The organism is Rhodococcoides trifolii, assembly GCF_014635345.1.
GTDB classification, from domain to species: Bacteria; Actinomycetota; Actinomycetes; order Mycobacteriales; family Mycobacteriaceae; genus Rhodococcoides; species Rhodococcoides trifolii.
This window is the reverse complement of the sequence record NZ_BMCU01000002.1, coordinates 1-23,203: the sequence shown is the minus strand read 5'-3', so window position 1 is coordinate 23,203 and position 23,203 is coordinate 1. Positions and strand designations below refer to the sequence as shown.

17 protein-coding genes and 2 pseudogenes are annotated in these 23,203 nt (G+C 64.4%); 17 read left to right on the top strand and 2 right to left on the bottom strand.

The window, feature by feature from the left end; all coding sequences use genetic code 11:
- Positions 1-16 precede the first annotated feature (16 nt).
- The 6 genes from IEW02_RS25465 to IEW02_RS07070 all read left to right on the top strand — a co-directional run bounded on the left by IEW02_RS25465 (position 17) and on the right by IEW02_RS07070 (position 7,936).
- Positions 17-1,513: an SCO6880 family protein gene (locus tag IEW02_RS25465; RefSeq protein WP_188544115.1), complete on the top strand. Its 1,497-nt coding sequence runs from the start codon at positions 17-19 to the stop codon at positions 1,511-1,513.
- A gap of 103 nt (positions 1,514-1,616) precedes the next feature.
- Positions 1,617-3,128 carry a putative type IV secretion/conjugal transfer ATPase gene (locus IEW02_RS07090; RefSeq protein ID WP_229745863.1) on the top strand — a complete coding sequence of 504 codons (1,512 nt, stop codon included), beginning with the start codon at positions 1,617-1,619 and terminating at the stop codon, positions 3,126-3,128.
- A gap of 37 nt (positions 3,129-3,165) precedes the next feature.
- On the top strand, positions 3,166-3,795 hold the full coding sequence (locus IEW02_RS07085; protein WP_188544111.1) for a hypothetical protein: 630 nt from the start codon (positions 3,166-3,168) through the stop codon (positions 3,793-3,795).
- Entirely contained in the window at positions 3,789-5,636 is a 1,848-nt protein-coding gene (locus tag IEW02_RS07080) for a type IV secretory system conjugative DNA transfer family protein (RefSeq protein WP_188544110.1), read from the top strand. The genes IEW02_RS07085 and IEW02_RS07080 overlap by 7 nt, the downstream gene beginning before the upstream one ends.
- 32 nt (positions 5,637-5,668) lie before the next feature.
- Positions 5,669-6,031 carry a DUF4913 domain-containing protein gene (locus IEW02_RS07075; RefSeq protein WP_188544108.1) on the top strand — a complete coding sequence of 121 codons (363 nt, stop codon included), beginning with the start codon at positions 5,669-5,671 and terminating at the stop codon, positions 6,029-6,031.
- 228 nt (positions 6,032-6,259) lie between these two features.
- Complete coding sequence (locus IEW02_RS07070; RefSeq protein ID WP_188544106.1) at positions 6,260-7,936, top strand: hypothetical protein; 1,677 nt, start codon at positions 6,260-6,262, stop codon at positions 7,934-7,936.
- Between the two features lie 85 nt (positions 7,937-8,021).
- Here IEW02_RS07070 and IEW02_RS07065 read toward each other — a convergent pair whose 3' ends face one another.
- Complete coding sequence (locus IEW02_RS07065; protein ID WP_188544104.1) at positions 8,022-9,041, bottom strand: hypothetical protein; 1,020 nt, start codon at positions 9,039-9,041, stop codon at positions 8,022-8,024.
- 511 nt (positions 9,042-9,552) lie between these two features.
- Positions 9,553-10,032 (bottom strand): hypothetical protein, encoded by a 480-nt coding sequence (locus IEW02_RS25095; RefSeq protein ID WP_229745861.1) that lies wholly within the window; start codon positions 10,030-10,032, stop codon positions 9,553-9,555.
- Between the two features lie 48 nt (positions 10,033-10,080).
- Between IEW02_RS25095 and IEW02_RS07060 the strand changes: the two genes are divergently transcribed.
- The 11 genes and pseudogenes from IEW02_RS07060 to IEW02_RS25090 all read left to right on the top strand — a co-directional run.
- On the top strand, positions 10,081-12,009 hold the full coding sequence (locus tag IEW02_RS07060; RefSeq protein ID WP_229745860.1) for a hypothetical protein: 1,929 nt from the start codon (positions 10,081-10,083) through the stop codon (positions 12,007-12,009).
- Between the two features lie 237 nt (positions 12,010-12,246).
- Complete coding sequence (locus tag IEW02_RS07055) at positions 12,247-13,242, top strand: MFS transporter (RefSeq protein WP_188544100.1); 996 nt, start codon at positions 12,247-12,249, stop codon at positions 13,240-13,242.
- Positions 13,243-13,323: 81 nt separating this feature from the next.
- Positions 13,324-15,003 (top strand): TnsB C-terminal domain-containing protein, encoded by a 1,680-nt coding sequence (locus IEW02_RS07050; protein ID WP_094648402.1) that lies wholly within the window; start codon positions 13,324-13,326, stop codon positions 15,001-15,003.
- 4 nt (positions 15,004-15,007) lie between these two features.
- Positions 15,008-15,946, top strand: coding sequence for a TniB family NTP-binding protein (locus IEW02_RS07045; RefSeq protein WP_121113358.1), 939 nt, complete (start codon positions 15,008-15,010; stop codon positions 15,944-15,946).
- Positions 15,943-17,175: a TniQ family protein gene (locus IEW02_RS07040; RefSeq protein ID WP_229745858.1), complete on the top strand. Its 1,233-nt coding sequence runs from the start codon at positions 15,943-15,945 to the stop codon at positions 17,173-17,175. Before IEW02_RS07045 ends, IEW02_RS07040 begins: the two co-directional genes overlap by 4 nt.
- A gap of 505 nt (positions 17,176-17,680) precedes the next feature.
- Positions 17,681-18,883 (top strand): annotated as a pseudogene (locus tag IEW02_RS07035) (site-specific integrase).
- 101 nt (positions 18,884-18,984) lie between these two features.
- Positions 18,985-19,974 (top strand): site-specific integrase, encoded by a 990-nt coding sequence (locus IEW02_RS07030; protein WP_052059180.1) that lies wholly within the window; start codon positions 18,985-18,987, stop codon positions 19,972-19,974.
- A gap of 259 nt (positions 19,975-20,233) precedes the next feature.
- On the top strand, positions 20,234-21,220 hold the full coding sequence (locus tag IEW02_RS07025) for a DUF302 domain-containing protein (protein WP_080729192.1): 987 nt from the start codon (positions 20,234-20,236) through the stop codon (positions 21,218-21,220).
- Positions 21,221-21,772, top strand: coding sequence for a sigma-70 family RNA polymerase sigma factor (locus tag IEW02_RS07020; protein ID WP_027494238.1), 552 nt, complete (start codon positions 21,221-21,223; stop codon positions 21,770-21,772).
- The gene (locus IEW02_RS07015; protein ID WP_027494239.1) at positions 21,769-22,446 is read left to right on the top strand and encodes a zf-HC2 domain-containing protein; all 678 of its coding nucleotides are present in this window, start codon (positions 21,769-21,771) and stop codon (positions 22,444-22,446) included. The genes IEW02_RS07020 and IEW02_RS07015 overlap by 4 nt, the downstream gene beginning before the upstream one ends.
- Positions 22,447-22,950: 504 nt before the next feature.
- Positions 22,951-23,203, top strand: a pseudogene (locus tag IEW02_RS25090) (uracil-DNA glycosylase); the annotation flags it as partial.

Here is a 23,203-nt window from a genome sequence, read left to right as displayed (position 1 = left end):
TCAGAAAGGTATCCCGATGACTGCCACGACTTTCGGCCGACTGAGGCAGGCCCGCGGACGTTCCTTCGTCCGAAACTGGACCGGCAGACAAACCGCCATAGTTGCGTGCGTCGTCGTCGCGCTCGTCGCCGTACTTCAAATCTCTCGCACTGCAGCCTTGCTGGCATCGCTGGTATCGGTTCCGATTCTGGCAATAGCGGTAATACCGTTCGGGCGATCCGACCGAACATTGGTAGACCGCGCACTCTGGATCGGTCGGGGTTGGAGGTCGCGAGCCGAGGGAAGCGATCAATTCGCCGCCGGCCCGCTGTCGACAGTCGATCGCGGAGACTCACTGCCCGGCGTGGCGGGACCCCTCCTGCCCTTGGACGTCGAAGACGGGCGCGGTGGTCGACAGATTCTCATGTGGAACAGGCGAACTGGCCTCATGTCAGCCCGGCTACGAGTATCTCCTGTAGGGCTCGCATTGGCTGACGATCGAGATGCGGAGACCTGGGTGTCAACTTACGGGTCTATGTTGGCTGACTTCGGATATAAGCGCTTCATCGACCACGTCAGCTTCGACGTCGAATCATCGCCCACCGGTGGTGTCAATCAACGCGACTACACCCTCGGCCGTATCGCTCCCACCGCTCCTGCGATATGCAAAGAGATCCTCCACGAACTCGTGCCCCGACGAGGTGCCACGACTGCTGACGTATCTACCTGCGTTACAGTGCATTTCGACCCGAGCAAGTTCACTCCTAAACCGACCGACCTTACCGAAGCCGCAGTGCAGGTCGTTCGATGGTTGCCGGGCATCGAGTCGGCATTGTCATCGTCCGGCGCTGCGGTCCGAGGTAGGGCAACAACAGCATGGGTGATCAGACGTATGCGTGCGCAATTCGACCCGGCGATTCGAGGCGATGTCCTCGCGTCCGACTCCCCTGTCGACGACGACGGCGAACTTCTTTCTTGGCGCGACGCGGGCCCGATCCGGACCGGTGGGACCGACAACGTCTACCGCACCGACTCGGGCCACCATGTCTCCTGGGTATTGGAGGCACCTCCAGAAGGTATCTTTCGATCCTCCGTCCTTCTCCCCCTGCTGGCGCCCGGCCCGTTCTATCGGCGCGTGTCGATCGTCTACCGCCCGTACGGCGCCGCGGAGGCCGCCGACGTTCTGGAAAACGAGGTGACCGGCGGGACACTCCGCGCATTCTGGGCTCAGAAGACCAAACGAGACGAGACGCAGCGGGATCGGGACGACCGAGCCAAGGCACGGGCCGACACTCGCGACGAGTCGATGGGAGCCGGCGTAGGTCGGTTCACGCTCTACGTCACCACGACCGTCGCCAACCCCGATTTGCTCGACACCGCGGTGGCCGACGTCGAAGAACGAGCCGGGACCTCCAAGATTCGCCTTCGCCGTGCTCGCGGATCGCAGGCCGCGATGTTCGCCGTGTCGATGGGGTGGGGGATCGACCCGACGCAGGCGCTCGGCCGTCCGGGAACAGAGCGATGGGGAGCATGAAATGAACACAAGAGCAACAAGTTACGATGGCGCACCTCTACTGGAACGTCTGCTTTCTCGGGTCGGAGTAGCCCCGGCCTACCGCACTCACCACGTGGCCGGGATGACCGGTCAGAACCGCGACAACGCCATCTTCGACTACATGCCTGCTGGGTATCTACCTGGTGAAATCCCGCCAGTGAGAGGCCACCGACGCGCTCGCGGCGGCTACCAGCCGAATGTCGACCGAGGAAGCTTGTGGCAAGGAACCACCGCTCAGCTCGCCGGCCTCTACCCGTTCGCAGCAGCAGCCGGAGCGCAGGTGCGGGGTGTTCCCCTCGGCCGCCACTTACACACAGCCGAGCCCATAGGTCTTGATCCCGCCCAATGGCTAAAGGACGGATTGGTCACCAACACCGGCATCTGGGTTCAGATGCAACCCGGCGTCGGCAAGTCCACATTGCTCAAGAGACTGGGGATGGGACTGGTCGGCTTCGGATTCATGATGGTGGTTCCCGGCGACCTGAAGAACGAATACACACCCCTGGTCAACGCAATGGGCGGGCAGGTGTTCGAGGTCGGACGAGGGCTGCATTGCGTCAATCCACTCGACCTCGGTCCCATGAGAGACGCCATCACCGCAGCCACCGGTTCCACCAAGGACCAGCTCCTCGAGACCGCGCGAACGCGGCGACTCGACTTACTCGAGGGCCTGTTGGTCATCGGCGGATCCAAGCGTCTCGACCCCACCTGGCGCCTGTACCTCGCCCGGGCCGTAGACCTCGTCGACGACGCACGCGAAACGTACGGTCTCGACCACACGATCCCAGACATTCTGAACGTGATGACCCAAGGGCCGCAGGCCCTTCGAGATGTCATAGTCGCCGACAACGACTTCGACTACCGACGCGAGACCAGAGACTTCCGAAACACGCTGCGGCTCATGGTCGAAGGACCCATCCGCGGATTGTTCGACCGCCCGTCCAGCTTCGAGATAAGCAGAGACAGTCCCGCCCTGTCCCTGGGGCTCAAAGCAATCGAGCGCGATTCCAGCGACGTCGTTGCTGCAGCAATGCTATGCGCCCAGGCATGGTGCTCCGCCGTCATCGACTCCCAACAAGCAGTAGGGACCCGCCGGAACATCTACGTGCCCAGAGACGAGATGTGGCGCGCACTGCGATCCGGTTCCGGCCTCGTCGATCTGATGGACCGCGGCACCCGAATGGACCGCAACGACGGCGTGGTCACGGCATATTCGACCCACTCAATGACAGACCTCGACGCCCTCCCGACAGAACAGGACAGAGCCAAGGCCAAAGGCCTGGCTGCCCGCAACGGAATCAAGGTGTACGGCGGCATGGATCACGCCGAGCTGAGCAGGGTCAACGAAATCAGTCCCCTAACAAATCGTGAACGCTCGCTACTCGCGTCCTGGCAAGCACCACCGACATGGGTTCCTGGACAAGCGCACCCAGGCCGCGGGAAGTACATCATCAAATCCGGTGCCCGCTTGGGCCTACCGGTCGCGGTGACCTTGACCCGTTCTGAGCAGGTCCTCTACGACACCGATCAAGCGTTCGCCGATATCGAGCGCAGCGACGTCATCGCCCACCTACGCCGCGGACGGGTGGCCTAGGTGAACCCCTTTCTCCTCCAACGCATGCGAGGCACTCATGACTGCACCTGAACTACTCCCCCAGACCGCCGCGCTCCAGCGAGCGGCAACGATCTACCGGATGACCAAAACAGCGGCCGAACAACTTGTCGGCGACCGCGCCGAATCGCCCGTAGACGATCGTCGAGCCACGATGACGAGGGTTCGGGAGTTCTGGGTCTCGAACCACCACGGCTTGTCACGCTCCGACGTCGCGGCGGCGTATCTGGCCGCAGCCGAAACGGCGCGCGACGAGGCGCGAGCCGCGGAACATCGAGTTGACCGGGCGACGATCAGCGAGCTGGCCACAGCGTCGTACATCGAGGCAACCAATACGGCGCATGTCGACGCCTGGCAGAGCGAACTGGCGTCAGCCGGAATCGATCCGGAGCTGGTGCGACACCTGGCGTTCGCCGAGGTTCCGGTGACGGTAGCCGGCGGAAAAGCGCTTGCTGAGGTCTCAGCACTGGATACGCTCGACGAGATTCGAGCACGCCCATACCCGGACCCCGCTATCAGCGAGCTGCTGAGCGCCAGCCAGTCGGTCGGCACGAAGCGACGAAACTCCGCTTCCGGCAACGAACTTTCACCGCTTCACAGACCTGGATTCGAGGCCCAGCGCGACAACGGAATCGATGCGTCGTGGTGAAGAACGGGCCCGCGTCACGAGATAGATCGTCGATGGTTCACGGCGGTGCGACCTTCGGGCTTCTCGGCCTGATCGCGCTTGTCTACGCGTCGTTCCGCTTCGGTCGCTGGGTTCAACGAGTCGACGACCCGATACCCCCAAACCCGGTGGCCGCACTTGTTCAGGTGGCCTCCGGCGACGCCGTCTGGCCGGTTGCGTCTACAGCCACGCTGATTGCGTCTCTTCTGACCATCCTCGTCTCAGCAAGCCTCGTGATCGCCTGGCGCCGACAAGGGCGAGACCACGGTGTCGACGACAAAGCTCACTCGATGGCATCACCGAAACTGCTCCGCGAGGTGACCGGTTCACAAGCCGCTGAAAAGTCGGCACGATTGCGACCGACCTCTGAGCCGGGAAACGTCAGCGTCATCGGGATCGAGGTAGCCCGAACGGTCGTCGGCAACCGATCGCTTTACATGTCGTGGGAGGACATGCTGGTGTGCTTCGCTGGGACACGAATGGGGAAGTCATCGGCCCTGGCAATTCCCGCCATGTGTGCGGCTCCCGGGCCCGCCCTGGGTACGTCGAACAAGCGAGATCTGCACGACCACACCAGAGGCGTCCGAGAAGAACTCGGGACCGTGTGGGTCTCCGACCTGCAACACATCACCGGCGACTCGCTCGGCTCCGGCCAACCGTGGTGGTGGAACCCGTTGCGCGACATCACCAACCTCAAAGGTGCGCAGAAGCTCGCGTCGTACTTCGTGTCCGCGTCTCGAGAGGACAGCGCTCGAGTCGACGCCTACTTCGACGGCGGGGCGCAGGAGCTCCTCGCTCTGTACATGCTTGCCGCTGCTGTCGGCGACGGCGACCTGCTCCACGTGTACGGCTGGCTATCTTCTGACGACAACGAATTGGCCAAGGACATGTTGCGCGTTCGTGGACACCAAATGGCTGCGCTCCGCATCGAAACCGCGCAGGGACTCAATCCACGCCAGAAGGACGGTCTGTACGACATGGCACGGCGGTTCCTCGCGGTGCTTGCGGACCAGCACTATGCATCGTCCGTTCTCCCGCCGCGCCGCCAACTCTTCGATGGCGACAGTGCTCTCGGACAGCTGCGGCTCACCCACGACAACCCGGAGTTTGTTCCGGCGCAATTTGCCTCAACGACCGACACCCTCTACGCGTTGTCGATGGAGGGTCCCGACTCCGCCTCGCCGTTGACGACCGCACTCGTGGGAACCGTCTTCGATGCGGCGACAGTCGAGGCTCGGCGAAGCCCGAATGGGCGGCTTACGACACCGCTGGTAGCCGTGCTGGACGAGGCAGCGAACGTGTGCCGACTTCGCGAGCTCCCGAAGTGGTACAGCCACTTCGGTTCTCAGGGAATCAACATCCTGACCATCCTTCAGTCCCCTGCTCAGGCCGCCGAAGTTTGGGGTAAGGCGCGACTATCGGAGATGCGCCAGGCATCCAACTTCCACCTGTACGGAGGCGGGCTCGACGACACGGATTACTTGCGGGAGTTGTCGACTCTGGTCGGTGACCAGGACTCGGAACGGTGGACGACCAGCCACAGCGGGTCTGGATTGCTCGGTGGACGTGACTCGACGTCGACCTCGCAGTCTTGGATCAAGGAGCCGATACTCACAGTGACGGACTTAGCCGGCCTGCCCAAGGACAGGATGTTGGTCATCTCGTCCGGCAACGCGCCGATTCTGGCCCGGAAGGTTTTCTGGTCCGACACTCAGTGGGCCGACGCAATCAACCGGTCCCTACTCGCTTACGGGGTTGCCACACAACCGACTTCGACTGGCCCGGTCGAACTCACCAAGAGCGGAAGCGGTGTTCTACCGTGACCGTTCCTGCGCCGTAGGCACCGGAGCGGCCAATGTACGACGACATGAACGAGTGGTTCGAACTCTGGTTCTCCCAAACCATCACACGACGGCTGACCAGTGTGAACGGGCGCGGGCTGGTGTGGTGTCCGCAATGGTGGCGGCACAACGAAGTCGTGCTGCGTCTCGACTCGCTGTGGCGGGCCTGGGAGGGGGCACGGATGTCGGACGATCCGTCGGCGATGAGCGGGTGGTGGATCTACCACGCGGATTCCCATCTCAGAGTCCTCCTCGACTCGCAGGCTGGCCCGATGTTTCGGTGCAGCAAGGACGAGCACGTGAAGCCTGAGGCCCTGGCTCACCAGGTTGTGTGCGTCCCTCCAGGATGGACGTCGTCCGGTTCTCGTTCTCGATGACTGGCAACCGCGCTCGTTCTAGCGATGCTGAACCTAGGGGGAACTTTTAGGTGCCCAATAGCTGAAGCTGCTGTCGCCCGCCGCTTCTAGGTCTTTCTGGACATCTATGGATGTTTATGGGCACTTATGGGTTCCCTCGGGAAAAATAGGCCGGCTACGCCGACCAATCACGACGCAGTCAACAGGGCGGCCGGTTGCTCGTGGCGGTAGACGTCCGGCAGCCGGCACGTGCTGGACCCCCTCGCCACAGGTACCGCGCTCGCCGTCGAACACATCGCGCCGCTGATGCGCCTGCTCGCCGCCCACCTGCCCACCCTCGACATCACCCCCATGCTCAACCCCGCCACCGGGTGCATCACCGCACCCGGATCCGCCTGCCGCGAAGGCGGACACCGCATCCTCCTCGGCACCCTCGACGACGCCGTCGACGCGCTGACCGTTCGGTCCGAACCGGGTCTGGTCGCCCGCATGATCGCCACCCTCGGCGGCGGAACAACCCCACACAACACAACGCAGCCAGGCGCGGCTCACGCCGAGGCAGTGCGCGCCGCGGCCGCAGCGCTCGATCACGACGACCGCACCACCGGCACAGGCGAGCACGAACGACTCAGTTCAGTCCACCAGCGACGCTCCCCCATCCCCGCCGCCGTCGCCGCCTACGCCGCCACCGGCCACCTCGACCCCACCCGGTGGCGCTCACACTCCGAAGCCCGCCAGTCCGTCCTCACCCACGCCGTGATGCGCGGCGCCAGCACCGCCGACGTCCTGGACGCTCTTCCCAGCCCCGAATGGTCGGGCGTGCGGGCTGCATACGCCCGCTACGCAGACCCCGACACCGCCGCCGCACGGGACGTCACCCGCGCCTTGACCTGGGCCGCCGCCACCGCAGAAGAATTCCGGCATCCCACACACGAGAACAAGCACACAGGGGGGCACAGTTCTTTCATCGACGATCCCGTTCGACGACGCTGGCTCGCTCACTCGCTGGTGTGGGCCGATCACGAATTCACCGGCACCAAGATCCGATGGTCCGTCGCTGCTGTCCTGCAGGCACTCGCCTACGCATCAGGGGTCGCCGGAGAACTCGTCGACGGTGTCCCCGTGGTAGCCATGGGCGGCCGCGGACTCTCCCACGCCGCCGGACTCATGACCGAAACCACCGTCTTCGCTGTCCTGCGCATGCTCCGCGAACGAGAAGGATCACCGCTGCTGCTCGTCACCCGCGGCGCCGGCCACCTCGCCGACCGCTACGCCCTCACCACCCCCACCGCAGCGCCCCCCACGACCGCCCAGATCGCCGCGGCGCGCGTCGAAGCCGTCCACCCCGCCTGGTCCGTACTCGGGCTCCGGTGCCGGCGCCTCTACGACGAGATCGCCGCGCGTCAGAACGACGCGGCGCTGCGGCACCCACCGCCCAACCCCCACCACGACACCGCGGTCCGCACCGGGTGCACCGCCGCGAACCTCTTCGCCGCCGCCCGCATCGGCACCTCCAGCGGCTACGACATCCTCGCCGACCTGACCGTCGCCGGCCTCGTCACCTCACCCCGCCCCGGCACCTACGCCGCCGGACCCCGCACCCTCGACGACATCGCCGTCAACGCCGGCATCGCCCGCATCCGCCGCGACCGCATCACCCGCCACCGCGCCGAACGCCTCCTCTGGCGGGCATGGCTCGAACAGCGTTTCGCGCCCCCACCGCCCGATACCGCCGCCCCGCACCACGATTCGATCCCTACGGTCCCCGACGACGCCTCGGCTTTGTTCGGCGACGAGGAGCGGTACTGGACCTCGCTCATGGCCACCGGACCGCCCGACCACCACACCCCCGACACCGGAGTCGAAACCACCGCCACCGCCATCGCCCTCCTCGGACACCTCCTCGGCGCCCGCATCCTCACCTGACCCCACGTCACCCGAGTACGCGCGGCGACCCCGGCCGACACCGACTGCGCTGCAGGGATGTTCGATAACCTGTGGGAGCGGCTGCTCAGGGCGGATCCGGCGACTCCACAGCGCCCCCGAGCAGATCCAGCGTCCGCTGCAACAACGCCTCGATCCGCTCGTCCACCTCGTCCGCCAACCCACCCACATCCGCCAACACCGCGTGCGAGCGCCGGCGGTCAGCCACACCCCGGCGGTAATACCCCGGATCCAACACCACCGAATCCTGCTCGACCACAGCATCTGTCAGGATCAGGTCGTCCTGGCGTTCGCGGTTGTCGGCGCCGCGGGTACGGCCAGCAGGTGCGGCGATGTGCGACGGGACAGTGCCCGTACGGTGCGCCGCCACCACCCCCGCGATCGCCGCCGCCGTCATCGACACCGGCAGAAACGGCAAATGCCCCCACCGATCGATCGGCACCGCCACCGGACCCGGACGCACCTCCAACCCACTCATGTCCGGAAAGCTGTTGTCCCGCAATCGTTTCAGGAGCACCATTGTCGAGGGGTAGCGGTCGGAGAACGCCAGCACCTGCGTCCACCGGGCCCAGATGTCCGCCGGAGACGACCCATCCGGGAAACCCTCCGCGGCGACGCGGACCCGGTGCGCACCGCCCACCCACAGATCACCGCCGTCCGCGGCGACCTCGGAGCGGTCCAGGCCCGCGATCGCGGTGTAGGACAGACCCGCACCGGCGAGGAGCAACAACACCGCATCACGGCGACCGAACAACGCAGCATGAGACCCCGACCACGGCAACGCAGACGCCAACAACCAGTCCTGCGCAGCACGGCGTGCGACACGGTCCGCGCGGGCCCGATCCAGCGCCACCCGCATCGACGTCACCGACCCCGGCGCAACACAGCCCGCATCGCGGTGCCGACGGTCGATCGCGGCGACTCGGCGGCGCTGTGCTGCATCCGATCCCGGATTCTCACCCAAGAACTCCGCCAACGTCACCGACGACGCCGGCAACGCAGACACCTCCGCCGCCGCGCACCAATCGACGAACAACGCCAACTCGTAGCGATACGCAGCCTGCGAGGCTGCTCCACTGCGCGACACGGCTCGGACGCTACCGGCCGCCACCGACATGACATCCCGCAACGCGACAGTCCGGACGCCGGCGCCAGCGCAAAGATGCGGTCCGCCGATCATGTGGATCGTTGTAACCAGCGCGCTACCCGATCCTCGACCCCTTGCGAATCCATTCGATGTCGTACCTCTGGTGGATAATTCTCACATGCGGCAGGAACTGACCCAGCTTCTCATCATGACGGAGTCGGTAATCGTCGTTACAGGAGACACGGGGACCGGCAAGTCATCGCTGCTCGCCTCTCACCAAGCTGGCAGTTCCAAGAGTGGGTCCGTGATCGCGCCGAGTCCGAGTACATGCACACACGACACCGGTGCACTACAAGTAGCGATCTTGGATGGATTGGTGGCAGCGCTCACGGATTCGGCTGCTGACCGCAGCACCTGGCGGGCTATTCAACACCGCCTGGACAACGCGAGCAAACAGATGGCGGTGGCGGTAGGCAAGAGTTTGGCCAAAGCCGTTGTATCGGAAGTGATGTCACAAGTGAAAGCTCGGCTTGGGGAACATGCAGGGGAAGGAATAGCGGCCTTCTTCAAGAGCCTGCGCGAGGACCCAGCCGACGATTTTCGGCGGGACCTTCAGTCCCGCAGCGATAGCAACGTCGTCAGGATGTTGATCCGACTGTGCGACGAAGTCGCGTCGGTACTCAAGCGAGACCTCGTTCTTGCCATCGACGAATGCCAGCATCTCACCGACGACGACCAGCGAGCTCTGCTGACACTTGCCGACGATCCCCCCAAACGCGCACGGTTCGTGATTGCGTGGTCGAGTGCCGAGCGTGGACACATTCTGACTCAGATACTCGACACCAACGCCGGCCGCCTCGTTGTGGGCGGGCTCGATCGAAACGAAATCATCGACATGCTCAGGGCTGCGCGAATCGACCCTGCGCACGCTGATCGAGTCATGTTCCTGAGCAACGGATTCCCGATCATCGTCGAAGGACTTATCGGTCAACTCCGCAGTGGTGGTTCGATCGACGACTACACGCCTCCAACAGCGTTTGTGAGAACACTCGAAGACGCGTTGGCCCGCCTACCCGTCGACGCCCAGGTCGCGGCGCGGCAGCTGTCCATCTTCGAGCTGCCACCGTCCGAGGCAACTCTTGCTTCCTACCTCGACCTCACGGCAACCCAATGGGGAGTGCTGCGTAACTCGCTCGAGAGGGAGAACATCCTCACCGTCGACCGCAACGGTCAGCTGTGGTTTCACGAGGCGCGGCGCTCGCACTTGTGGAACCGGATGCTGGGCGAGGAAGAGCGTTACGAGATCGGCCAACCGGCGTATACGGCTCTGATCGATCAGTACCGGCAGAGCGTGGCGTCTTCGACCGGTCTGATGGTGACAATTGCTCACGCAGCTCGTTACGCGCTCCACAGTCAACAAACCCAGCCCATCCTTCTGCGGCTGCTACAGCTCACGCAGGCGCAGCTGGCTGTGCTGGCTTCGGTGATCGAACTCGAAATCACCGATCCTCTCGACGGGGCCCATTGGACTCCTCCGGAAACCGCGCTCATATACGCGCACAACACATTCGGCGCGGACCGCCTAGCGGCGCTCGATGCACTGCCATCTCTGCTCGATCAGGGGTTCATCCGCGAAGTGCCGGAGACAGGCAGTGCAAACGCCGACCCGAACATCAGTTGCACGCTGGTCGAAGACGAAACCGACGAACTTCAGATCGTGCTGCGGGGCCGAGTCAGCGACGTCCTGGGCAAATCGGTGATCGCCCAGATAACCAGACGGGTAGTTCACGAGCAGTACGAGGCCCTACGGCTGGAGTCCTCGCGCGTTCTGTCTGATCCCGGTCGAACGGACGTGATCGACCTCGTCAGACGCGTGGACAAAGAACTCTTCTACAGGTTCGATCTGCGTGACGGGTCCGTATGCCCGATGCTGGCGGTCACCGTCGATTACGGCGGACAACCGATCAGCATGGCCGCGATCTTCAACCGAACCGACTATCGCAGAGCGGCCAAGAAGTCGGCTGCCGCTGTCGACGAAATGTCATACGGGCGACGCGTCAAGACGACCCGAGCGTTCGAAGATCAGATCTCGACGATCCCCTCTCAAAAATTGTTTCAGGCCGCCTATCTTGCCTCCGGGCGCCCGATCGAGGCGGATGGAAGGGGGACATGGTGGATGCGGAACCCGGCTCCCCCGTTGCCGATTCACGAGTATGCGTTCCGGCAACGGACGTTGGCCGAAGTACTTCGAAGCCGACTCACCGACGTCGAGCAGGAGATCTACGCGCTCAGGGAACCCAGAGGCTACGCAGTGGGGCGTGCGCCCGACGACACCTACCTCTTCGTGGAATTGAGAGGTACCACGAGGGTCCTCGATCTGACGTTCGAGCAGATGGAGCTGTTGCAGGACGACAAACCCTTCACGTTCGCGCGTCTCGAACATCACCTGAACCTGCGGCGAGGTGAAAGCACTCATCTGTTCACCGGACGTACACAACCCGAGGGACTGATCGACGACCCTGTCATCAGCCTCATGGCCTCCTTCTGGCAGCAAGCGCGTGACTTCAACAAGCACCAACCGCGCTATCGGATCAAAGCCCGCGCCGGCGCACTCACCCAAGCTCTTCGCTCCGCCCACGCCGACACGGCGGCGCTCGCCCGCGCGCTGTCGGAACAGCTCACGATCGGCGGCATGCGGGGACACAGGCCACAACATGGATTGCGCGTCGCCGTTCACCTCGGACCGACCGAATCTTCGTCGCTCGTCGCCTACACCCAACCCATCGGCGACCCGTCCGACGTCCAGGTTCGTTTCCTCGCACCTACAGTCGAGCCGAGTGGGCTCGACGACCTGTACGGCAGCGTCTTCGACAACCCGTTCGGTGATGAGATATTCGGGGGACCCAGTGCGTCGACGGTCGCCAACCTGCTCGGATACGACGACGACGAGATCGAACTCGTAAGGTAAACCTGAAAAACGTGACGCTAGGCATCGGAGTTTTCAGCTTCATTTGCTTGCCCAAGTCAACGCACGAGTTTATTTCCGTCGCCTGGACGCGTCTACATCGCGGGCTGGGCGCCATGCGGACAACAAGAAGGTCGCAAGACACGGCCAAGGCGCGTGTTGCGTGCTTAGCCCGTAGATTTGGTCGGTGGATATAAGCGGTAGCCCTTCCGACCCTGCTCCCCGCCGCGCGGGTCCGCGGTGCGAAATCCATGGCAGCACATCGGTTTCCGGTGGTTGTCTGTTGGTCAATTGGTGTCTCTGACCGGTGGATCGATGACACCGGTGGCACTTGCATTCAGTGTGCTCGAAGCGTCGGACCGCAGTAGCGATCTCGCTCTCGTGCTCGCGGCGCAGAGCGTTACAATGCTTTTCTTTCTCCTGATCGGCGGCGCAGCCTCGGACCGCTTCTCGCGCGGAAAAGTACTTATGATCTCCAACCTTTGCGCAGCCGCCAGCCAAGGGATGGTTGCCGCTCTATTGCTGGGCGGGCATTACCAGCTCGGCGTCATCATCGCGCTCGAGACCGTGAACGGCATGTCCGTAGCGTTCACCATGCCTGCGCTGCGCGGGATCCTGCCGCAACTCGTCGACCACGAATCCCTGCATCGCGCGAACTCCATTCTATCGACCTCGCGCAACGCGACCAAGGTGCTCGGGCCCACCATCGCCGGCGTAGTGGTCGCCACTATCGGCGGGGGCTGGGCCATTGCCATCGACGCAATGAGCTTCTCGATCGCTGCCCTATGCATGGCCCAACTACGGCTGGCAACACAAACCGTGACCCGGTCTGGACAGTCCGGCCTGGTTCGGAATGTGAGGGAAGGATGGATCGAGTTCCGAACTCGATCGTGGGTCGTGGTGGTGGTCGCGACGTTCGCGGGCTGCAACTTCATCCTGGGCGGCGTTTGGCTGGTACTGAGACCTAGCATCGCCAATCAGACCATAGGCAGCGCCGGATGGGGAATTGTACTCAGCACCAGAGCAATCGGCCTTCTCGCCATGGGACTTGTCCTCTATCGCTTCTCCCCCAGGTATCCGTTGCGGTGGGGGCAGGCCGGCGCCGCACTGTTTACCCTGCCCATGCTTGCGCTGGGCCTCACCATGCCTACCGTGTGGCTAGCGTCCGCGGCGCTCCTTGCTGGCGCTGTCAGTTTCAGAAGACGGCTGCACTCTTTGCAGGCGTTTCGAGGGTGAGTGCACGTGTCTTCTGACATTCTGATGTCAGAAGTGCGGTGCACGGTCGCGTTCGGCTCTCGGTGATAGGGGAGGCTTGTGATGGACCCCGACAAGCTCGCCATCGTGGAGACCGGTGTGCTGACAGCGTCGGGGGAGCGGTGGTCCCAGGCCGAGGCCCGTTTCGGTGTCCTGGCTCCCTTGCTGGAGATGCATCCGGTGCGTTCGGAAGCGGTCGACGCTGCAGCGCAGCGCTTGGGACTATCCAGGCGGCGGGTCTACACGTTGATCGGCAGGCTCAGGAACGGGACGGGGACAGTCACCGATCTTCTGACGAAGGTCTCGTCGGGTGGGCGTGGCCGCAGCCGAGTAGCGGCTGAGGTTGAGGAATTGATCGGCGACCATCTCACCCGATATTTTCTTCATCGCCAGAAGTTGAGTGTCGCTGCGCTGCATCGACGTATCGCGCTGGCGTGTCACCGCGCGGGTCTGCCAGTGCCGGCCAGAAACACCGTCACCGCACGAATCGCCGCCCTCCATCCGGCATCGGTGGCCAGGTCCCGCGGAGGACCCGATGCCGCCCGCCCGCGTCAGTCCGCCGGCGACAGTCCACCGACAGTTGCGGGGATTCTCGATCAGGTCCAGATCGACCACACCGTCGTCGATGTGATGATCGTCGACGAGTACGAGCGGCAACCGATCGGTCGCCCCTACCTGACGATCGCCATTGATGTCTTCAGCCGTTCCGTACTCGGGTTCGTCGTCACTTTGGAGCCGCCGTCGTCGATATCGGTCGGGTTGTGCCTGGGCCGCGTGTGCTGCGAGAAGCAGACATGGCTGGAGGCATGCGAGCTCGCTGAGCAGGTGCAGTGGCCGATGGCAGGGAAGCCGAAGCAGTTGTATCTCGACAACGCCTCCGAGTTCAAAAGCGAAGCGCTGCGCCGCGGATGCGCCCAGCACGCCATCACCCTCGAATACCGTCCTCCGGGCCGACCGCACTACGGCGGGATCGTCGAACGCATCATCGGGACGGCGATGACGGCGGTGCACGAGCTGCCTGGGACCACCTTCTCGAACCCAGCGGACCGAGGAAGCTACGACTCGGACAAGCATGCGGCGTTGACATTGCGTGAGTTGGAACGCTGGCTGGTCCTGGCCATAGCCTCGTATCACGCGAGTGTTCACGCAGGGATCGGGAACACTCCGGCCGCGGTGTGGGCCGGCGGGGTCGCCGCAGTTGGTCATGCCCCTCGTGTGGTGCTCGGCGAAACCGCGTTCCTGGTGGACTTTCTTCCCGTCATCCGGCGACGTCTGACGCGTACGGGCTTCGTTCTCGATCACGTGCACTACTTCTCGAACGCGCTCAAACCGTGGGTTGCGCGGCGAGAGGATCTGGGGCGGTTCGTGATACGACGTGACCCACGCGATTTGAGCAGAATCTGGGTCCTCGAACCAGACGGTGCCGGCTATGTCGAGGTGCCGTACCGGACGATGTCACATCCCGCGGTGACACTGTGGGAGCACAGAGCTGCTATCACCCGTCTCCGCGAACAAGGTCGGTCGAACGTCGATGAGGGCGCACTGTTTTCGATGATCGAGCAGATGCGCGAGGTCACCGACCGCTCGCAGAAAGCCACCCGCAAAGCCCGGCGCAACCGTGCCCGCCGCATGCATCTCACCGGCGCCGCGTCTGCGCCGATCCCGGCGATCTACCCGCCGGTGGAGCCTCGAGCGGACGGCGGCACCGCAACGCCGGTCTTCAGCGATATCGAGGAATGGTGAGCCGATGACCGCATCGACAGGAAGCAGCGACGAAGCCACCGAGTCGTCCGGTGAGGATTTGGGGCACCTGCGGGAGTCGGTTCGTCCGCTCGCCGCACTCGACGACGCGGACAGGATCCGGTTGATCCGGTCGGAGAGGTGGATTGGGTATCCGCAGGCCCGTACGGTCATCGACCATCTGGAGACGTTGTTGTCGTGGCCGGACCGACAGCGTATGCCGAACCTACTGTTGCTCGGTCCGACGAACAACGGCAAGTCGATGATCATCGAAAAGTTCCGGCGCACTCATCCGCCGATCAGCTTGTCCGATCGCGAGCAGATACCGGTGTTGTGCATGCAGATGCCCCCGGACCCGTCACCCGGCCGGTTCTACCTCGCACTGCTCACAGCGTTGGGAACACCGACCAGGCCCCGCAATCGGGTCCACGAACTCGAACAGCAAGCATTGATGCTGCTCCGCGTCACCGGCGTACGGATGTTGATCATCGACGAGCTCCACAATGTTCTCGCCGGCCGCGACAACGTGCGCCGCGAATTCTTGAACGTGCTGCGGTTTTTGGGCAACGAACTACGCATTCCTCTTGTCGCTGTCGGCACCCGTGATGCTTACCTCGCCATCCGGACCGATCCCCAGTTGGAGAATCGATTCCATCCCATGACTTTGCCGGTCTGGACCAACACTGCCGACACCAGATCACTGCTGGCCAGCTTCAGCACGAGCTTCCCCCTCCGCAAACCCTCGCACGTGACATCACTGGAGATGACCGACTACCTCCTTACTCGCTCCGAGGGCACCATCGGTGAACTGGCAACGTTGCTCACTGCCGCAGCAGTGACCGCCGTCGACAGCGGAGAGGAAGCGATGACCTCATCGGTGCTCACGCGCACTCCGTACCTCGGCCCCACGGAGCGACGCCGCCAGTTCGAACGCCACCTCGCGTGAACGCGCGGCTCGCACCGATGCCCGGTGATGCGTACGTTCGCCCGTGGCCGCTGCACCCGCAGCCACTGCCAGGTGAGGTCCTCTCGTCATGGTTGGCCCGGATATGCGAGCTGTATCCGCACATCAGGCCCTCTGACCTTCTTGCAGAACTCGAAATCGATTGTGCTGTCGAAGATCTCGACCGCTACACACCGGAGCCGATACTTGCCGAGCTGGCCGGTCGCGGTGCAGTCCCGGTAGAGAGGGTGCGGATGATGACGTTGGCGGGGTGGACACCGTGGCTGCTCGACAGCACCGACCCCGCCGGCTGCGACTTCGACACCTACGTCCACCAGTTCTCGATCCTGCTACCGGCCGACCTCGCGAGGGAGGATCGACGACGTCGCACACCCACGAGCGAGGCATGGTTGCCGTGGGCGAGCACTCCGCGTAGTCGGGCATGCCCGGCATGTGTCGACAGCCTCGAATCCACTGCTGGTATCAACATGGCTCTGCTGCAGCAATATCCGGTGCTGAGCAGCTGCCTCGACCACCGTTGTCGACTCGAACCCTGCTCTGTTTTCCCTGGTCATGCGATCTTCTGGGATCAGGTCCGGTTCGGTTCGGACGAACGGGTCTCGCCCGTTCCGGTTCCCTCGGCGGTCACGGACCTCGATCGGCGCAGCACCGAGGCCCTGACGACGGGATGGGTGGAACTCGGCCCAGGCCGGGTACATGCCGCAGTGTGGTTCCGGCTTCTGCGCACCGTCGTCGACGAAGTGTCCTCGCCACTGGTTCGCACCGGACGGTGGGCGACGAGGCTCGTTGCGATCTGGAAGGCCGCCGGTCGTTCTCGCCCGTTGCGGACCGCGTGGGTTCCGTTCGAGGACCTGCACTGGGACGAGCAGGCGAAAGTCCTCAAGGCCGCGGCGATCGCCATTGCGTTGGTCGAGAGCGGTGAGATCGATGCCGGCGGTGCGCACGCATCTCTGCTGAGCCCACGACCCTATGAGCCGGTCGATCCCGGGACAGCTCCGACGCGCTCGTCTTATCCCGCACCCGAGCGCGACCTGTGGGCTGACGCGCACGCTGCGGCCGAGGCCGCCATCGCGGCGGCGCGTGTCGATCCCGCATCCGCCAGTTCGTTGTACAACTTCCTGCGCATGGGGTGCCGCACCGCGGCGGAGCTGGATGAGACGGTGCAACTGTTCCTTGACCACGGGATCCCGCTGCACCATCCGCCGACATAGCTCTCGCCCGATGGAGCGGGGTCGTCCGCGATGTGAAGTGACACCGAAGTTGTCCAATCGGACCAGGTAGTTGTCCACCGCGTTGCTGGGGGAATGCCTGGTCGGGTGCCAAATAACCTGTCCAATGATCGAAAATCTTCGGTCTCTGCGCGTGTTGTCAGTGAAGTTGTCCAACGTGAAGACCAGCCGGAGCCCGTCCTCGTGTTGGCGATGAGGGGGTCTGGACCTGCGGCGATGACAAGGAAGCTAGCGCGGCCGTGGGGAGCTTTCATGCGGGCGGTCTTCAGGAGTGGACATGCCCTGGTCACGATTGGACAGAAAGGCTGTCAATTGGACAACCAGCGTGTCACTTCACACGCGACGCACACGCGGCGATAGCAGAGGAGCCCGTTTTCGCGCCGGGGTCATAGTCACCAACGTTATTTGTGCGGTGACCGACGAGAATTTTCCTTCCCGCACCGTCTCCGCGGAAACGCCTGCTCAGCGTGCTTTCGGCCTGAGAAGTCTGTCGGGAGGGCCCGCTACAGTCCAGCCATGACAGATCGCCAGCTCGTAGACGGCCCGACCACGATCCCGGCTGTCGTGCCGGGTGCCGCGGCGGTGTTTCCAGACCTACCGCCCGAGGTTGCTGCTCGGATCGAGCGTTCCATGGCCGCGTCCCGCTCGACCGGTACCCGCCGGGCCTACACCTCGGCGTGGCGACGCTTCGAGACCTGGTGCACCGTCGCCGGGCACCACGCGTTGCCGGCGCATCCCGCGACAGTGGCGGCCTACCTCGTCGCCGCGGCCGACACGCTCACCGTCGACGGGACGCGGGCGTACGCGGCCGCGACGTTCGGCAAGTGGATTGCGGCGATCGCCGACCGCCACCGCGCTACCGGACACGACAACCCGTGCGGGCACGAGATGGTGCGCGCCACCCTCGCCGGTATCCGGCGGGACTACGCGTCGGCGGGGGAGCGGCCCCGCAACCCGCGCGCACCGCTGCTGACCTCCGACATCACCACGATCGTCGACCACGCCCGACGCACTACAGCGGGGTGGGCGTCGGAGGTGCTCGAACGCCGCGACACCGCGCTGCTGCTGATGGGATACACCGGCGCATTTCGACGCAGCGAACTCGTAGCGCTGGAATGCCGCGATGTGCGCCGCGACCGTCTCGACGGTGCGCACGTACGGATCCGAAGATCGAAGACCGACCAGGACGGAACCGGCATCGGAACGGTGAAAGCGCTTCCGTTCACCGACTGCCACGAATCCTGCCCGGTCTGCGCGTGGGTGCGATGGCTGCAGATCGTCGCCGCGTTCGACACCGGGGGGCAGAGCCGCCGTCATTCGACTGCTTTCTCGCGCAGCACAATTCGACTCCCATCTCTGCCGCGGCACCCTGCCGACCGCCGAGAAACGGTCGCCGCTGTTCCGGTCTGTCCGCAAGAACGGCAACCTCTCCGACACTGTGTTGTCCGGGGCAGCGGTCCATGCGGCGATCCGCCGCCGCGCAGCTCACGCCGGGTACGACCCCGAGACTGTCATGCAGCTCGGCGGCCATTCCCTGCGGGCAGGATTCGTCACCCAAGCCTTCCGTAACGGTGCCGATGCACATGCGATCATGCGCCAGACCGGGCACACCACACCCGCAATGGTCGAGACATATGCCCGCGAGCACGCCCCTCTGGTCGGCAACGCGGTCACCGAACTCGGTCTATGACCGGGCGTGTGACTTCACCCGTGAACGCCGATAGGGCGACCGGGGTAGATGCTGACCACGACGACTGCACCGGTTCGATTCGACCAGCGGATATCACGAACGTGGCGGTGCCGAAGCGGGATCGGCACACGTGGTCACTGTTCGAGGACTGGTGCACCGCCCATGACGAAACACCACTGGCGGCCTCCCCGGATTCACTTGCTCGGTTCCTCTCGGCGCACCCCGCGGCGTCCACGACCCAGCGCCGCCGGATCGCGGTGATCGACGCCGCCCATTCCCGGCACCTGTTACCCCAGCCGGGCCGTGCGGAGGTCGTCCGGGCTGCGCTGGACGTGGCGCGTACGGCGCGCCTGCACGAGCTGGCAGCCGTGATCGGCGGCGTCATCGCGCGCCTCCCCGAATCCGGTTGGCCGTCCGAACTGTTCGCGCGGCGAGACGCCCTCGTCCTGGTCTTTGCCTCGACCGGTCTGCCGTACACCCAGATCGCGGCCCTGCGGCCCTGCGACGTCACCGCCGATCCGAGGATCGATGCCCTTCGTATCGACACAGGCCGCGGCGTTCGCACCGTCACTCCTCTCGCACTGATGGAGACGGGTATCTCGCCGCGGACGGTGTTCCAGCGCTGGTTGGAGGTGCTGGGCCATCACACGCGGTACCCGAACACTCGAATGCTCGCCGACGCTCTCGATGCCGTGGGCGGTACCGGGCTCAGCGGATTCGACCGGTACGTCGATCCGGCCGGTCGACAGCCGCTGTCGACCGCAATCGACCGGTGGGGTCACACCCCGCTGACTGCGACTGCACTTACCGCCCATGCGGTCGCCGACATCGTTCGAGCGCACCTGGACGGACGAGCACCTGTGCACCGACACCATTCGGTGCAGGCACGGCAGCCGAGCACAGATCTCGTACCCAAGCCCGCCTCGGCTTCGCTACTCGACCCCGGCTACTACGAACACGGGACTCGGGCACGCCGAGACGCACACCAGCTACTCGGTGGCGTCGATTCGACGCTCGACGACGTCGAAGAGCGTGCGGATTCACTGTTGAAGCGGCTTCTCGAATTCGTCGAGGCAGAAGTGCCGCCGTGAGGTCGGCCGTTCGTGCCGCGAAGATGGTCCCTGCACCCGTTCAGGCCGCTTCTGTGGCGTGGAGACGCTCGACGAGACCGGGGTGAACCGATCGATCAGATCTCCGCTTGCGTGAACTCGACTGTGTCGCCCTCCGGTGCACCGACATTCCGGGAGCAATCGCCGGAGGGAACTTCGGTTCGGGTGAACCCCTCAGGCTCGGTGTGCGTACACCACAGTGAAGCCCACCGCTGGCGTGGGCACGAGGACAGGACACGTGATGAGCACTTCAAGGTTCCGTATGGCAACGTCGCTGCTCGCGTCGGCGGCGGTGATCGCCCTCGCCGGGTGCGGTTCCACCGAACCCACCGGTTCGGTGGCGGTGTCGAGCACTCCGGTGTCCACGTCGGCGGACGCGAAGGCTGCGACACCCGATGTGGCACCGTCCGAACCCGGACTGGTGGTGTACGCCAGTAACTACTCTGTGAGTGACACGGTCTCTCGGGTACAGCGCGCGCTGGAGACGGCGGGAGCTGTGGCAGCCACTGTGGATTTCGAGAAGTTGGCACAGGGAGCAGGTGAGACGATCCGCCCGACCACCGTGGTGATCGGGGGGAATCCGAAAGCGGCGTCGCCGTTGATCGCCGCGGACCAACGGGCCGCGATCGACCTTCCACAGAAGTACCTGGTCTGGCAGGCCGCCAACGGAACGGTGTTTCTGGCATACAACTCCGCCGAGTACATCGCGACGCTCGCAGGCATCCCGGTCTCGTCCGACGCCCTCGACGGACTCCGGGCCGGCTCGGCATCGACCGCGTCCGATGCGACGGGATCCTCGGCGGCCGCCGCAGAGGGCACCGATGTGTCCGCAGCGCCGGGATACCTGGTCGAGAAGACCAGTGATGCATCGGTTGCAGCGTCCATTGCCCGATACGAGGCAGCGTTCGCGGCCAAGAATCAGCCCACAGTCGCAACCGTCGATCTCGCGTCCGCCGCTGCCGAGACACCTCTGAGGCCCACCATGGTCACCTACGTCGGTAATCCTGCGGTCTCGACTGCGCTGGTCGGAGCGCAGCAGACCATGGGGATCGACCTCCCCGCCCGATACGTGGCGTGGCAGGATGCCGAAGGGATCGTTCACGTGGCTCACCCCGATATCCGTGTACTCGCCGCTCGGCATTCGATCTCGCCGACCAATCCTGTTCTCGACATGGTCGCCGCCGCCACGACCGGTTTCACCGATGCCGCTTCCGGCTCGGGCAGTTAGGTGGACGGTGTCGAATCCGGCTCACAGCACAACCACCAGCTCGTCGATGCGTCCGAAGTCGCCATGTCGGCGCTCTTCCGCGAGCACCAGCACGCAGTGACTCGATTCGTCAGCCGCTACACCCAGACCCGCGAGCAGTGTGAGGACATCGTCCAGGAGACGATGTTGCGCGCGTGGCGCGGGATCGACCGCATCGATGTGACGGCAGCATCGACGCGGTCCTATCTCATGACCATCGCGCGAAACGTACTCACCGATCAGTGGCGGGCGAGCACGAGCAGGCCGACTCTCGTCCACGATCAGATCGCACTCGCCGCCGAGTGCATCGACGACGAATTGGGCGGGGTCCTCGACGGGTGGCTCATAGACGAGTCGCTGCGTCGGTTGTCCGAGGAGCATCGAGCAGTCATCGTGCTCATCTACTACGAGGGTCGAACCGTCTCCGAAGTGGCCGCGCACCTCGATATCGCGGTCGGCACGGTCAAGTCCCGCTCCTATTACGCTGTGCGTGCCCTACGCCGGATCTTCGACGAGTTGGGATTGATTCCATGAGCTCAGCGCACGACGAGATCCGACCACTGCTCGGGGCGTACGTACTCGACGGACTCGAGCGCGACGACCGAGCAGCGGTACGACGACACCTCGACGACTGCCTTGCCTGCCGAACCGAAATCGACGTCCTGGCACCCGTCGCAGGAGTGCTTCGACGTCGCAGGCAGCCAGCAGATCTCTCACCGGTGCACTCGACGGCCGGTGCAGACCAGCGACTCGACCACCTGCTGAGCGCGATGAGGCATCAACGGACCTCCGAGAAGAGGCGGCGGCGAGTGTGGACTGCGGTGTCGGCGACCCTCGTTCTGGGAGTCGCTGCGGCGATCGTCCCGCTCAGTACCCTCGCCCGCTCCGACGATTCGACAACGGTGAACGATGCGGGTGCCCGCCCGCTCGTTCTGTCGAGCACCGTCGGGGCCACAGGTGACCTCGAGCTCACCACGAAAGCCTGGGGCACATCGATCGACGTCGACGTTCAACAACTCCCCGGCGCAGGCATCCTCACTCTGCAAGTGGTCGGCAACGACGGGACTCGACAACAAGCAGCTCAATGGTCGGTCACCGCGAGCCGAGCAGCAGCGGTGACCGGCGCAACGTCCCTTTCTGTCGAGGACATCCACTCGATCGTGATCGACGATCCGGCGGGCAACACGATCGCGCGGGCCTCTCGCTGAGACCGAGTCGTCACGGACACGGGCAGGTTTCGATGCGGTGCCTCGGACAGCGTGTCGGTCGCGTGGCCGCCCGAACGGCTGGACCGCGGTCGAGTGAGATCGGGACGCTGACGACGTACCCCGGATCGACATCCGAGTCCGAACGCGCTGGCTCTGCGTTCGCCGCACCGCATCGGTCCGTCGCTCGTTTTCCGGACTCATTCCAGAAAAGTCGTGCATACTTTCGGTCGGTTCGGTACCCACTGTGGCATATACCAAGGGGGGTATGTAAGTACCCTAGGGGGTATCCGACCTGATCTGGAATCGAAGTCGATGAGAAGACGGGTGCAATAGGCACCACACGGCCTGTCGTGGTTATCTCATAGGTGTGTTCAGGCAGCGGAGTCGTCAAACGCTCAGCAGTGGTCGTCGAGGCGAGCCACCGAGAGCTGGCGTCTACGGCTCACGGTGCGTTTCCCCATGGCCAGCAGTACGTGTGGCGTGGGTCAGCAGTGAGTGCGGCGTATGACAGATGATGACGTGTGGTCCGGAAAGCACGCCCGAGCGCACGATGCCCCGGTCCGCTCACTCAATGCGTCGGTGTTGCGATGGAGGATCGACACTGCACGGTCCATTCCACTGTTCGATCCCGACGACGGCGGCGACGCGGCTCGCTGTCTGGTGCTGTTGGAGTCTCCGGGGCCGAAAACGATACGTCCGGGCGGGACCAACATGTGTTCGTTCGACAATCCAGATCGAACGAACCCCGTGCTGAAAT

What these genes read in the sequence shown, in the direction of transcription:
- IEW02_RS07045 (WP_121113358.1), top strand. Translation starts at nt 15,008, where the DNA reads ATGACCGCATCGACAGGAAGCAGCGACGAAGCCACCGAGTCGTCCGGT.
- IEW02_RS07050 (WP_094648402.1), top strand. Translation starts at nt 13,324, where the DNA reads ATGGACCCCGACAAGCTCGCCATCGTGGAGACCGGTGTGCTGACAGCG.
- IEW02_RS07090 (WP_229745863.1), top strand. Translation starts at nt 1,617, where the DNA reads ATGACCGGTCAGAACCGCGACAACGCCATCTTCGACTACATGCCTGCT.
- IEW02_RS25465 (WP_188544115.1), top strand. Translation starts at nt 17, where the DNA reads ATGACTGCCACGACTTTCGGCCGACTGAGGCAGGCCCGCGGACGTTCC.
- IEW02_RS07015 (WP_027494239.1), top strand. Translation starts at nt 21,769, where the DNA reads ATGAGCTCAGCGCACGACGAGATCCGACCACTGCTCGGGGCGTACGTA.
- IEW02_RS07075 (WP_188544108.1), top strand. Translation starts at nt 5,669, where the DNA reads ATGTACGACGACATGAACGAGTGGTTCGAACTCTGGTTCTCCCAAACC.
- IEW02_RS07085 (WP_188544111.1), top strand. Translation starts at nt 3,166, where the DNA reads ATGACTGCACCTGAACTACTCCCCCAGACCGCCGCGCTCCAGCGAGCG.
- IEW02_RS07025 (WP_080729192.1), top strand. Translation starts at nt 20,234, where the DNA reads ATGAGCACTTCAAGGTTCCGTATGGCAACGTCGCTGCTCGCGTCGGCG.